General features: G+C 68.8%; 12 protein-coding genes and 1 tRNA gene. 7 read left to right on the top strand and 6 right to left on the bottom strand.

Annotation, left to right across the window (positions count from 1 at the left end):
- Positions 1-64: 64 nt before the first annotated feature.
- From ACQFZP_RS16065 to ACQFZP_RS16055, 3 genes are read left to right on the top strand one after another with little or no spacing between them, the layout of a single operon-like run.
- Complete coding sequence (locus tag ACQFZP_RS16065; protein WP_211892038.1) at positions 65-823, top strand: glycosyltransferase family 2 protein; 759 nt, start codon at positions 65-67, stop codon at positions 821-823.
- A 56-nt stretch (positions 824-879) separates the two neighbouring features.
- The gene (locus ACQFZP_RS16060) at positions 880-1866 is read left to right on the top strand and encodes a glycosyltransferase family 2 protein (protein WP_211892037.1); all 987 of its coding nucleotides are present in this window, start codon (positions 880-882) and stop codon (positions 1864-1866) included.
- Complete coding sequence (locus tag ACQFZP_RS16055; protein ID WP_211892036.1) at positions 1863-3338, top strand: lipopolysaccharide biosynthesis protein; 1476 nt, start codon at positions 1863-1865, stop codon at positions 3336-3338. The genes ACQFZP_RS16060 and ACQFZP_RS16055 overlap by 4 nt, the downstream gene beginning before the upstream one ends.
- Before the next feature lie 44 nt (positions 3339-3382).
- Here the strand turns inward: ACQFZP_RS16055 and ACQFZP_RS16050 are convergent, their stop codons facing one another.
- Complete coding sequence (locus tag ACQFZP_RS16050; protein ID WP_104311038.1) at positions 3383-4321, bottom strand: DUF808 domain-containing protein; 939 nt, start codon at positions 4319-4321, stop codon at positions 3383-3385.
- A 117-nt stretch (positions 4322-4438) separates the two neighbouring features.
- Here ACQFZP_RS16050 and ACQFZP_RS16045 point away from each other — a divergent pair, with 117 nt between their 5' ends.
- The 3 genes from ACQFZP_RS16045 (at position 4439) to ACQFZP_RS16035 (ending at position 5937) form a co-directional block, all read left to right on the top strand.
- The gene (locus ACQFZP_RS16045; RefSeq protein WP_211892035.1) at positions 4439-4627 is read left to right on the top strand and encodes a hypothetical protein; all 189 of its coding nucleotides are present in this window, start codon (positions 4439-4441) and stop codon (positions 4625-4627) included.
- The gene (locus tag ACQFZP_RS16040) at positions 4624-4986 is read left to right on the top strand and encodes a hypothetical protein (protein WP_249312602.1); all 363 of its coding nucleotides are present in this window, start codon (positions 4624-4626) and stop codon (positions 4984-4986) included. The genes ACQFZP_RS16045 and ACQFZP_RS16040 overlap by 4 nt, the downstream gene beginning before the upstream one ends.
- Before the next feature lie 99 nt (positions 4987-5085).
- Positions 5086-5937 (top strand): CPBP family intramembrane glutamic endopeptidase, encoded by an 852-nt coding sequence (locus ACQFZP_RS16035; protein WP_211892034.1) that lies wholly within the window; start codon positions 5086-5088, stop codon positions 5935-5937.
- A gap of 57 nt (positions 5938-5994) precedes the next feature.
- Here the strand turns inward: ACQFZP_RS16035 and ACQFZP_RS16030 are convergent.
- The 5 genes from ACQFZP_RS16030 to ACQFZP_RS16010 all read right to left on the bottom strand — a co-directional run bounded on the left by ACQFZP_RS16030 (position 5995) and on the right by ACQFZP_RS16010 (position 10314).
- Positions 5995-6084 (bottom strand) — tRNA-Ser (locus ACQFZP_RS16030).
- A 60-nt stretch (positions 6085-6144) separates the two neighbouring features.
- The gene (locus ACQFZP_RS16025; protein WP_211892033.1) at positions 6145-7101 is read right to left on the bottom strand and encodes a diacylglycerol/lipid kinase family protein; all 957 of its coding nucleotides are present in this window, start codon (positions 7099-7101) and stop codon (positions 6145-6147) included.
- Between the two features lie 32 nt (positions 7102-7133).
- Positions 7134-8030: a carbohydrate ABC transporter permease gene (locus tag ACQFZP_RS16020; RefSeq protein WP_104311029.1), complete on the bottom strand. Its 897-nt coding sequence runs from the start codon at positions 8028-8030 to the stop codon at positions 7134-7136.
- Positions 8027-8989: a carbohydrate ABC transporter permease gene (locus tag ACQFZP_RS16015; RefSeq protein ID WP_307852930.1), complete on the bottom strand. Its 963-nt coding sequence runs from the start codon at positions 8987-8989 to the stop codon at positions 8027-8029. Before ACQFZP_RS16015 ends, ACQFZP_RS16020 begins: the two co-directional genes overlap by 4 nt.
- The gene (locus ACQFZP_RS16010) at positions 8986-10314 is read right to left on the bottom strand and encodes an ABC transporter substrate-binding protein (protein WP_211892032.1); all 1329 of its coding nucleotides are present in this window, start codon (positions 10312-10314) and stop codon (positions 8986-8988) included. The genes ACQFZP_RS16015 and ACQFZP_RS16010 overlap by 4 nt, the downstream gene beginning before the upstream one ends.
- Before the next feature lie 140 nt (positions 10315-10454).
- On the opposite strand from ACQFZP_RS16010, the gene radA reads away from it, so the two are divergent.
- Positions 10455-11783: a DNA repair protein RadA gene (gene radA / locus ACQFZP_RS16005; RefSeq protein WP_104311027.1), complete on the top strand. Its 1329-nt coding sequence runs from the start codon at positions 10455-10457 to the stop codon at positions 11781-11783.
- Positions 11784-11794 lie beyond the last annotated feature (11 nt).

Here is an 11794-nt window from a genome sequence, read left to right as displayed (position 1 = left end):
GGGTCGATCACGGCGACGCTCGGGGGGAACTGAGCGTCACCATCTACAAGTTTGGGGGAACTTGATGGAACGTACGTCTGCGCCCACGGTGACGATCGTCATCCCGGCGAAAAACGAGGCTTCGAATCTCGAGGTGATGCTGCCGCAGCTTCCTCACGGCCACGAGGTCATCGTCGTCGACGCGAACTCGAGCGACGGGACCGCGGACGTGGTCCGCCGCCTTCGCCCGGACGCGACGCTCATCGCTCAGACCCGCAGGGGCAAGGGCAACGCGCTCTCCTGCGGCTTCAGCGCGGCGACGGGCGACATCATCGTCATGTTCGACGCGGATGGCTCGGCCGACCCGGTCGAGATTCCGTCGTTCGTCGACGCGCTCGTCGGCGGTGCCGACTTCGCGAAGGGGACGCGTTTCCTGCCAGGAGGTGGCAGCGAGGACATCACCCCGCTGCGCCGTGCGGGGAACGCCGGGCTGAACCTGACGGCGAACCTCGCCTTCGGCACGAAGTTCTCCGACCTCTGCTACGGCTACAACGCGTTCTGGCGCGACATGCTGCCGGTGTTGGAGCTCCCGGAACCCGGTACCTCGCAGCCGGGCCTCATGCTCTGGGGTGACTGCTTCGAGATCGAGACGATCATCAACTGTCGGATGGCGGCGGCGGACGCGCGCATCCGTGAGGTGCCAAGTGTCGAGAAGCGTCGCATCCACGGGGAGAGCCACCTGCGCACGTGGGCGGATGGCACACGCGTGCTGCGGACTCTCGCGACCGAGCGCACCCGCGCTCGTGCGGTGAAGCGTCGCGCGCTCGAGCTGACACCCGTCTAAGCTCAGCCCTGTTCACGCTGCACGCCTGTTCATGGGGAGAACTCCGGGGGGAGCCAATGCCGTCAGTTTCCGTGGTCATCTGCGCGTACACGGAGGACCGCTGGTCCACGATCATGCGTGGGGCGGCGTCAGCAGTCGGGGGCTCGCTCGCCCCAGACGAGCTGATCCTGGTCATCGATCACAACCGAGCGCTCTTCGAACGGGCGAAGCGGCACTTCGGTGACGTCGCGACCGTCGTCGAGAACAGCAGGCGACGGGGGCTCTCCGGAGCTCGCAACACGGGAGTCGACGTGGCTCGGGGTGAGATCGTCGCATTCCTCGACGACGACGCGGTCGCCGATGCCGATTGGCTCGAGCTGCTGATCGCGCAGTATGTCGACGACAGCATCGTTGCCGTCGGGGGTTCCGCGCGACCCGCATGGCCCGCGTCGCGGCCGCCGATGTACCCCACGCCCGGGTCCGCCCTCGATCCGACCGCGGGTCCCGGCGAGTTCGACTGGGTCGTCGGATGCACGTACCTGGGCCAGCCCACGAGCGCCAGCGAGGTGCGCAATCTCATGGGCTGCAACATGTCGCTGCGTCGCGCGGCGATCGTCACGGCTGGCGGCTTCGGCGAGGAGCTCGGCCGGGTGGGGCGCATCCCGCTCGGCGGCGAGGAAACGGAGCTGTGCATCCGGATCACCGCTGCGAACCCGCAGGCCACGGTGATCTTCGAGCCGAGCTCGGCCGTCAGCCACGAAGTGGCGGCGGCACGCGGCACCTGGGGGTACTTCATGCGACGGTGCTACGCGGAGGGACTCTCCAAGGCGTCGATCGCGCGCCTGCAGGGAGCAACGGCCGCCCTCTCGACGGAGAAGGACTACGTGGTGCGCGTGCTCGGACGCGGGGTGCTGCGCGAACTCCGCGCTGGCCGCTTCCAGGGGGCAGCCGCGATCGTCGCTGGGCTCGGGATCACGGGCGTCGGCTACGTTCGCGGGCGCCTGGCGAGGGGAACAGGCGCGAACGCGCATCGGGTGTTCGAGCCCGCCGCCGCGCAGGCATGAGCGAGGACTCAGCTGGGTCTGCGCTCAATCCGCGCCAGCTGGCTCGCAGCGCGGCCCGCGGTGCTGCGATGCAGTCGGGGGCCGTTGCGGTCAGCCGTCTGGTGCTGCTCGCGACGACCGCCATCCTGGCCAGGTCGCTGACCCCCGATCAGTACGGGCTCGTGACGCTCGCGCTGGTCATCATGGCGTACGCCGAGACCGTCGCGGATGGGGGCATCGCGCAGGCGCTCGTCGTGCTGACGAGGCGCCCCTCGATCGTGCGGGCGTCGCTCGCCATCACGCTCGCCTTCGGCGCGCTGCTGGCCGTGCTCCTGGTTGCTCTCGCGCCGCTCTTCGCGCTGTGGTTCAGGCAACCAGACCTCACGCCGCTCCTGCAGGCGTCCAGTCTTGTCGTCATCGGTGCGTCGCTGTGCGCGGTACCCGAGTCGCTGCTTCGCAAGGACATGCGCTTCAGTGCGATCACGGCCGCCTCGATCGTGCGCGCCGTCGTGACGGGGGCGGTGACGATGGGGTTGGCGCTCGGCGGCGCCGGGGTCTGGTCGCTCATCCTCGGTTCGATCGCCGCGTCCTTCGCGTACGCGATCTCGTGCTGGGTTGCGTTGCGCGATAGGACGCCCTGGCGCTTCTGGCGGTGGAGGAAGGCCGATCTTCGTGAGGTGACCGACTTCGGACTTCCCGCAGCCGGCAGCCAGATCATCTCGCGCTTCAACTTCGAGGTCGACTACTTGATCGTGGCGGCGTTCCTCGGGACTGCCGCGCTTGGCACGTACCAGCTGGCCTTCCGGCTGCCCGAGTTCGGCATCGTGAACACGCTCTACATCCTGACGGCGGTCCTGTACCCGCTGTACGCGAGGGCGCAGCGCGACCCGGCGCTGCTGCAGCGCAGCTACCTGCTCGGGCTGCGCGTGCAGACGATCTTCGGCGTCACGGCCGGTATCGGACTGGCGACCGTGGCCCCGGCGCTCGTGCCGCTGCTCTTCGGCGACGGGTGGCTCACGGTCATCGAGCCGCTCATCGTGCTGTCGCTGTATGCGGCGGTCCGCTCGCTGGGTTCTGGCATCAACGAGGTGTACAAGGCCATCGGGCGGCCCGGTCTCGCGATGCGGCTCTCCGCGGCGCAGCTCCTCGTGTTCGTGGCAGTGCTCATCGCCGGCGCGCACTACGGCGGCATCATGGGTGTCGCCGTCGGGCAGCTCATCGTGGTGGCGGTCTTCGTCGTCGTGAAGCAGGCCGTCGCGATCCGCGTCATGGGTCTCCGCGCCCTGGACGTGCTCCGCTCCTACGCGCCCGCGATGGTGTGCGGGTCGACTGTCGCGGTGATCGGCTTCGGCCTGTGGTTGGTGCCGATGGATGCGACGTTGCGCGCCGTCATCACGATCGCCGTCTCCGTCGCGGTTGTCTGGTGCATCCTGCGCTTCGGGTTCACGGTCACGTACAACGAGCTCATCGGCCTCCTGCGCCGCGAGCGCTAGCGCTCACGCTCGCGCCGAACGCGAACGCTGCTGGCTCGAGGAGGCTAGTGGGCGCTTGGGTTGTGCGCGTCGCCTGCGTTCGTCGGGGTGCCGGCTGCGGTCACCGCCTTGGGCTTCTTCGGCAGGATGCGCCCGACGAGGAGCACGACGCCGACGACCACGAGGCCGACGATGAGTCCGACGATCGCGGAGATGAGCGTGTCGACGAGCCACACGACGACGGGGCCGGTGTTCATGAGCGCGTGCTCGATCTCGTGCAGCAGGTCCGCCGGCGCGTGGAAGCCGACCTCGCCGACGTTGATGATGACGAGGTGACCGCCGACCCACAGCATGGCGACGGTGCCGACGATGCTGATGAAGCGGAACACGGCGGGCATGGAGCGGACGATGCGGACGCCGAGGTGGCGTGTGCGGCGGTCGCTGCGCGTCGCCATGTGCAGTCCGATGTCGTCGATCTTGACGAGGAGCGCGACGGCGCCGTACACGAGGGCGGTCATGGCGAGGGCGATGACGACGAGCGCGGCGAGACGCATCCAGAACCCGAGGTCGGGGTCGAGGTTCGACAGCGAGATGAGCATGATCTCGGTGGACAGGATGAGGTCGGTGCGCACCGCGCCCGAGATGAGCTTCTTCTCGTCGCGCGGATGGTCCTCGTCGAGCGCATGGTGGTGCCCGAACCACTCGGTGACCTTCTCCGCGCCCTCGAAGCACAGGTACACGCCGCCGATGATGAGCAGGAACGGCAGCACCCACGGCGCGAACGCCGTCAGCAGGAGCGCGATCGGGATGATGATCACGAACTTGTTGAAGAGACTGCCCTTGGCGATGTTCCACACGACCGGCAGCTCGCGGGCGGGCGTGATGCCCTGCACGTACTGCGGGGTGACGGCGGCGTCGTCGATGACGACGCCCGCCGATTTGGCTGAGGCCTTGAGCGCGGCGGTGAGGATGTCGTCGACGACGGCGAGCAGGCCAACGGGCACGGTGTTCTCCTAGGTGTTCTGTCGCCGCGCGGAACGCAGCAGACAGAGCATACCCGGGGTGCGCGAGAGCCCGCCGGTCCTGTGGAGACCCACGATTCGCGGCCGTAGGCTGGCCGGATGCGTGACCGTGCGGTGCCCAATCTCCCGTCCCGAGACGTCGACGCGCTGTATGCGGCCATCCTGGCGACGGGCGTGCCAGAGACGCGTGTCGGGTTCCCCCGCCTGCATCCGGTCGCCCGGGAAAGGTGGGGTGGCAGGGTCGGCTACCTCGTCGGCACGCAGCTCAACCTCATCGGAGAGCGATGAGCAACCGCCCGATCGCGCAGCTGCCCGGCGCGGCTCGGATGCTGTGCCTTAGCCGACGCGACGGCGAGATCTGCACGAGACGGGCCGGGCACGCGGGCCTGCACAATCGAACCGGCTCGAGCATCCTGTGGAGCGACGTGAACGCTGATGGGCCGCGCTGCCCAGGAAGCGGAACCCAGGCCGCCCCCGCGCCGCCGCTCGCCGACGGCTTTCCCCATGGCAGGGCGATCTGCCCGGTCTGCTTCGCATTCGTGGCGCTCGAGGGCGGCGAGCTCGCCGATCACGACTCCTGGCGCGGAGACCCCAGCCGGGAGGAAGCAGACCAGCGACGCGAATGGATGAACACGCACGGGTGGTGAGGTTCGCTCTCCTACGTACCCTCCGTGCTCAGTAGGCTCTGCGCTCAGGCCGAGCGATCCCCCGAGGCGGCCTCCCCCGACCCCCCTTGGAGTGCGCCGATGAGCGGCCGAACCGACGACCTCGCCCAGACTGCCCCGAAACCCAGCTGGAAGGCGTTCTGGGAGCGGGGCGGGTGGTGGAAGGCCGTCGTGCTCGTCGTGGCCTACTACGTGCTCTACCAGCTGGGCGGATTGCTGTTTCTGCCGTTCGAGGGTGGCCTTGAGCCCAGCTCGGCAGGCGCGATCATCGTCGGCTTCGCACTTCCGATCGCCCTGGGTGGCCTCCTCCTCGTGGCCTTCGCGCTCTCGCTTGGCTGGCTGCGCGAGCTGTTCGCGCCGCAGCCCATCCGGGGCAAGGGGTGGATGTGGATCGCCGTGGCCGTCGTGCTGGTCTTCAACGTGCTCCGGTTCGCGGCGCTCGACTACGACTCGGCCGGACTCGACCTGGTCGCGGCCTGGCTGGTCGCGGGGTTGTGCATCGGCTTCGCCGAGGAGGTGCTCACCCGCGGGTACGTCGTGAACCTCATGCGCAAGGCGGGCCATTCGGAGATCGCGACAGCGACCGTGTCAGCGGCGCTCTTCGCGGCGATGCACTCCGCGAACGTGCTCACCGGTCAGAGCGTGTTCGCGACTGCAATCCAGGTGCTGTACACGTTCGCGTTCGGCATCTGCATGTACCTCGCGCTCCGCGTCACGGGCAACCTGATCTGGCCGGTCCTCCTGCACGCGACGACCGACCCGAGCGTCTTCCTGCTCACCGCGCACCCTGGTACCGGGCCGCTGACGACGTTCGCCGGGTTCGGCAACATCGCGGTGATCCTCTTCGGCCTCGTGGCGATCATCTTCATCCGCGGGCGGGTCACCCCTGCATCGCAGCCTTCCAATGAGCACGAGGCAGAGCGGTCGCGATGACGGCAGCAGAAAGGCCCCGACTCCCTTGCAAACGCAGGGAAGTCGGGGCCTTTCACATGGCGGTGACGGTGGGATTTGAACCCACGGTAGAGTCGCCCCTACACAACATTTCGAGTGTTGCACCTTCGGCCGCTCGGACACGTCACCGTGGGGAATCTTAGTACGACCCATGGGGTCGAATGCAAATCGGGGGTCGACGACGGCGCGTCAGGCGGGCGCCCGTGGTTCGACGAGCCGCACCGCCCCCGGGTCCACCCGCATGTCGATCGTGCACGCGTCCCGACCCGGCCCGCGCAGCTCCTCCCCGTCGGCGTACACGAGAACGCCGGCCGGCACCTGCACGCGGATGCGCCGCATCCGCTCGAAGGAAACGGCGGGCAGCCGCGTGTGCAGGCCCACCATCGCAAGGGGAAACAGGGTCAGCAAGCCGAGCTTCGAGAGCCGTCCGACGACGAAGAGGTCGAGCACGCCGTCGTCGATGACCGCGTGCGGCGCGACCCTGATGCCGCCGCCGATCGAGGACCCGTTCAAGATCGTGAGCAGCTCGGCAGCGACGTCGCGCGTGGGACCACCGTCGACCGAGACGCCGAATTCAAGGGGCGAGAAGCTCCGCACCGAATCCAGCAAGGCAGCGATGTAGCGAGCCGTCCCCGGCAGCCGTCGGAGCTCGTTCGCGCGACGGTTCACCACCGCGTCGAAGCCGATGTTCACCGAGTTCAGGGCAACGTGCTCGACGCCGTCGAGAGCAAGGCGCACCACGTCGACCTCGCGAACGCCGGCGTCACCGGTGCGCAGGGCTGTCAGCATCCGCTCGATCCCGACAGCGGGAGCATCCCGCCTGATCCCGGCGCCGCGCGCGAAGTCGTTGCCCGTGCCGGCTGGCACGATCCCAAGCGGCACTCCGGTGCCCGCGACGAGACCCGCCCCCAGAGAGACCATGCCGTCGCCGCCCATCACGACCAGCGCATCCACGCCGCCCGGATGCGCGAGCTCGGCGACGACGCGGCCCCGGAGCTCCGGCATGGAGCCGGCGGTCACCAGCACCACCTCGAGGTCGGGCAGCTGGCCACCGCCCACTCCCCCGGCGAGCCTGCGCCCGAGCTCGGCGGGCACGCCCCGCCCCGCCGACGGGTTCACGGCGTACACCACGCGACGCGCTGACACGCCTCGATCCTGCCCGAACCGCGCCGCGCGCGCTACTTCAGACCCGTGTTGGCGATGCCCGTCGTCACCTGTCGCTGGAAGAAGAGGAACAGCACCACGATGGGCAGGATGCTGACGACGCTCATCGCGAGGATCAGGTTGAACGGCACCGTCTCCTCCGCGTTGAACCGGGCGAGCGCCACGGGCAGCGTGTACACCGACTCGCTCTGCGCGACGATCAGCGGCCACAGGAAGTCGTTCCACCGCCACATGACGGACAAGATCGCGACCACCGCGAGCGCGGGCCGGCAGATGGGGAGCACGATGGACGCGAAGATGCGGAACTCGCCCGCGCCGTCGATGCGGGCGGCCTCGATGAGCTCGTCCGGAATGGACAGCATGTACTGGCGCAGGATGAACACGCCCGTCGGGGTCGCCGCTGCCGGGATGATGAGGCCCCACAGCGAGTTCACGAGGCCAAGGGATGCGACGACCTGGTAGACGGGGATAAGGATGACCTGCAGCGGGATCATGATCGTCGCGAGGGTCACGATGAACAGGAACGTCTTGCCTCGGAAGTTGTACTTCGCGAGGCCGTACGCGGCCATGGAGTTCACGGCGAGCGTCAGCACCGTCGCGGCGATCGTGACGACGACGCTGTTCAGCAGGTAGCTGCCGAAGCTGAAGCGGGTGAGCGCCTCCGTGTAGTTCGTGAAGGCCCACGACGACGGGAACGGGGTGCTCGCGCCCGCGGCCAGCTCCGGCTGCGTCTTGAACGACCCGAGCAGCAGCCAGACGATAGGGATGAGGGCGAGGAGCGCGAACGTGATGAGGATCACGACGCGCAGCGCGTCCGTCGACGTGACGCGCTTCGAGCTCGTCGTGGTCCACGTCGGCTTGCCCGGCTTCTGGGTGCCGACCGAGTTCAGGAGGGCCGTGTCCGTGGTCATACCGCGTCTCGCTTTCGGCCGATGAAGTAGTTGACGAGCGTGATCGAGAACACGACGAGGAACAGCAGCACGCTGCCTGCGGCGGCGAGCCCGTACCGGATGGGCGACACGAAGGCGTTCTCGTAGATGTACTGCACGATGAGGGTGGTCGCCCCGATCGGGCCGCCGCCCGTGAGTGTGAAGATGTAGTCGAAGGCCTGGAAGCCGTGGATGGTGGCGAGCACCACCACGACGAGGACGCTGGGCTGCAGCAGGGGCAGGGTGATGCCCCAGAACTGCTGCCACCGCGACGCCCCGTCGATGGAGGCCGCCTCGTTCAGGGTGGGGTCGATGCTCTGCAGCCCGGCCATGAGGATGAGCATGTAGAAGCCGGCCTGCAGCCAGACGCCGACACCGATGATGGCGACCATCGCCCACGGCCCCTCGACGAGCCACGGCACGGCTGGGATGCCGAGCATCCCGAGCCCCGTGTTCACGAGCCCGCCTTCGCGTTCGAGCATCCAGTTCCAGACGAGGCCCGCCACGACCGGGGACACGAGCACCGGGATGAAGAACACGGCCCGGAAGAACGCGCGCCCGCGGAGCTGCTGTTCGACGAGCACGGCGAGCAGGATGCCCAGGACCACGGAGAGGGCGACGTACGCGACCGCGTAGACCGCCGTCTGCGCCACCACGCCCCAGAATTCCGGGTCGGTGAGGATGCGCGTGTAGTTGCCGAGCCCCTCCCGCCGGAACGTGCGTCCGTTGGACGACGAGTACAGGGAGTTGTTGAACCCGTTGATCGCCGGCCAGATCGTGAAGACGCCGAAGATCGCCATGTTGGGGAGGAGGAAGACGTACGGCGCGAGGCGCAGCTGCCACGGCTTCTTCGACCCGGGCTTCCGCTTCCCGGGCCCATCCGGACCGGGTGGCTGGACGACGCGCTGTGCGTTGGTCGTGGTGCGGAGGTCGGCGGTCACGGCTGCAGCTCCTCGACGAGCTGCTCGGACTTCGCCTTCAAGTCGGAGACCGCCGTGGTCGTGTCCTTCTCCCCTGCGACGACAAGCGCGAGCTCGTCGACCAGCTCGAGCGAGGCACCCGTGTACGACGGCTGGCTGTTCGCCTCGTACCCGAGGTCCGGGGTGCGGGCGAGGTCGGCGAAGAACACGTCCATGTCCTCCTGGCGCACCGGGTACTGCACGCCGCGCTCGGTGAGGTCGACGCGCGTGGGCAGGAAGCCTCCGGCGACGATGAACTTCTGCTGCGCCTTGGTCGTGTTCATGTACTGCACGAAGAACGCGCCGAGCGCGGGGTTCGGGCCCTCCGCGAGCGCACCCATGTACTTCCCGCCGGGGAAGCCGCCGCACTCGTCGGCGCACGGGTTCGGCGCCGCGGCCCACGTGAAGTCGGCGTTGTCGGCGAACTGCCCCACCTGCCAGTTCCCGGACAGGTACACGGGCGTCTGCTGCGCCAGGAAGATGTCGTTCGCGCCCTCGTAGCGGCTGCCGGAGCCGAGCCAGAAGTCGCGCGGCATGCGCCCATCCGCCATCATGTCGACGAGCGGCTGGAGCGCCTCCACCGCCTTCGCCTCATCGAGGACAGCGCCGTCGTCGCCGACGAGCGCGGTGCCGTACTGGCTGAGGACCGTGCTGACGCGGTGCCCGGACTTGTCGATCGCGAAGGCGTACTCCGTGTCGGTCGCCTCCTGCACCTTCGTGGCCGCGTCGATCATTTCGTCCCACGTCCAGGGGTCCTCGGAGTCGGGCAGCGGCACACCGGCCTCGTTGAAGAGGTCGACGTTGATGAACGGCCCGTTGAGCGTCAGATCCGACGGCACGGCGAGCATCTCCCCGTACTCCCCGAGCACGCCCTTCACGGGGCCGTCGACGAACTCCTCGGCGTAGTCCTCGCCCAGGTAGGTGCGCAGGTCGAGCAGGTCGGCCCGGAAGTCGGTGAGGCCAGTGAGCCGCACGACGTCCGGTGCGTTGCCGCCCGAGAGCCTGGCCTGGACACTCGTGACGAGGTCGGAGTACGGCAGCACCTCGAGGTTCACGGTCACGTCGTACTCCTCCTCGAAGGAGGCGATGAGCTCACGCGTCGCGGCCTCGTCCGGGCCGTCGGTGAAGTAGACGTAGCTCAGGCTCTGGCCGGCGAAGTCGGCCGGATTGACCTTCTGCACCTCCAGGGTGCCCGCCTCGCCAGGCCCATCCTCGATGATCGGGCCGGGGGCGCATCCTGCGAGTCCCGTCATCGCCGCCAGCGCGAGCAGGGCGGTCATCGTGCGGGCGCGCGTTCGCATCGTCATCGATCCTCCAGACGTGGCTCCCCGCGTCGTGGGGGTGCACGCAAGGGGCGCGTACGGCGGTGAGCCTCCCCAGGATAAGGACTCTTCGCCGTGAGCGCGTGCTGGGCTCGGTTGTCGGTGGTCGCGCCTAGCCTTGACGCATGCCTCCCAAGACCAAGCAGCAGCCAGCGTTCAAGTGCACCGAATGCGGTGCCGCGTCGCTGAAGTGGTTCGGGCAGTGCCCGGAATGCCAGGCCTGGGGCACGCTCGTCGACCGCTTCGAATCGCAGACGGCCGGGCGCATCCAGGCCGCCACGATCAGCGAGTCGCGTGCCGCACGCCCCATCACCGAGGCCCCCGTCGACAACGTCGCGCACCGCCCGACAGGAATCGGCGAGTTCGACCGAGTCCTGGGCGGTGGCCTCGTCCCCGGCGCCGCCATCCTGCTGAGCGGCGAGCCCGGCGTCGGCAAGTCGACGATCCTCCTCGAGCTCGCCTCCCGGGTCGCTGCGAAGGGCACCACCGTGCTGTACGCGTCCGCCGAGGAGTCGGTGAACCAGGTGCGGATGCGCGCCCAGCGCACCAACGCCCTGCACGACACCCTGTATCTCGCGAGCGAGACCGACCTGTCGACCGTGCTCGGACAGATCGAGCGCCTCGACCCCGGCCTCATCATCGTCGACTCCGTGCAGACCGTCGCGAGCGACACCGTCGACTCGCTCGCGGGGCAGCCGAGCCAGGTGCGCGAAGTCGCGTCCGCCCTCATCCGCGTCGCCAAGACCAGGGGCGTGCCCGTCATCATCGTCGGCCACGTCACGAAAGACGGCACCATCGCCGGCCCGCGCCTCCTCGAGCACCTCGTCGACGTCGTCGCCCACATCGAGGGCGACCGCCACACGGCGCTGCGGTTCGTACGCACGATCAAGAACCGCTTCGGCCCGACCGATGAGGTCGGCTGCTTCGAGATGACCGGCGAGGGCATGACCGAGGTGCCAGACCCGTCCGGCCTGTTCCTCAGTGAGCGCCCGGAGCCGGTCAGCGGCACGTGCGTCACCGTCGCGCTCGAGGGCCGGCGCGCGCTCCCGGTCGAGATCCAGGCGCTCGTGCAGAAGACCAACGCCCCCAACCCACGCCGGGTCACGAATGGCGTCGACACGAGCCGCGTCGCGATGCTGCTCGCCGTGCTCGAGCGGCGCACCAAGCACAAGCTCTCCGAGTACGACGTCTACGTCTCCACCGTCGGCGGGGTGAAGCTCCAGGAACCGGCGGCCGACCTCGCCATCGCGATCGCCATCGCCTCCTCCATCCGCAACCGTCCGGTCCGCGACGGCACCGTCGTCTTCGGCGAGGTCAGCCTCGCCGGCGAGATCCGCCGCGTCGCATCAGCGAACCTGCGCGCGGCTGAGGCCAAGCGCATGGGCCTCGCACACGTCGTCGACCCTTCGATCGGGAGCATCGACCGCGCCCTCACCGCGGCGCTCGGCAACTGACCGAGGCCGAC

It is taken from the genome of Pseudoclavibacter sp. Marseille-Q434, from assembly GCF_050315415.1.
In the GTDB taxonomy this organism is placed as follows: Bacteria; Actinomycetota; Actinomycetes; order Actinomycetales; family Microbacteriaceae; genus Pseudoclavibacter.
Note: the sequence above shows the minus strand (reverse complement) of the source record. Positions and strands in the feature narration are given on the sequence as shown.

Excerpts from the sequence above, each read along its gene's own strand:
- ACQFZP_RS16045 (WP_211892035.1), top strand. The coding sequence starts at position 4,439 with ATGCGTGACCGTGCGGTGCCCAATCTCCCGTCCCGAGACGTCGACGCG.
- ACQFZP_RS16010 (WP_211892032.1), bottom strand. The coding sequence starts at position 10,314 with ATGACGATGCGAACGCGCGCCCGCACGATGACCGCCCTGCTCGCGCTG.
- radA (WP_104311027.1), top strand. The coding sequence starts at position 10,455 with ATGCCTCCCAAGACCAAGCAGCAGCCAGCGTTCAAGTGCACCGAATGC.
- ACQFZP_RS16055 (WP_211892036.1), top strand. The coding sequence starts at position 1,863 with ATGAGCGAGGACTCAGCTGGGTCTGCGCTCAATCCGCGCCAGCTGGCT.
- ACQFZP_RS16035 (WP_211892034.1), top strand. The coding sequence starts at position 5,086 with ATGAGCGGCCGAACCGACGACCTCGCCCAGACTGCCCCGAAACCCAGC.
- ACQFZP_RS16060 (WP_211892037.1), top strand. The coding sequence starts at position 880 with ATGCCGTCAGTTTCCGTGGTCATCTGCGCGTACACGGAGGACCGCTGG.
- ACQFZP_RS16040 (WP_249312602.1), top strand. The coding sequence starts at position 4,624 with ATGAGCAACCGCCCGATCGCGCAGCTGCCCGGCGCGGCTCGGATGCTG.
- ACQFZP_RS16020 (WP_104311029.1), bottom strand. The coding sequence starts at position 8,030 with ATGACCACGGACACGGCCCTCCTGAACTCGGTCGGCACCCAGAAGCCG.
- ACQFZP_RS16065 (WP_211892038.1), top strand. The coding sequence starts at position 65 with ATGGAACGTACGTCTGCGCCCACGGTGACGATCGTCATCCCGGCGAAA.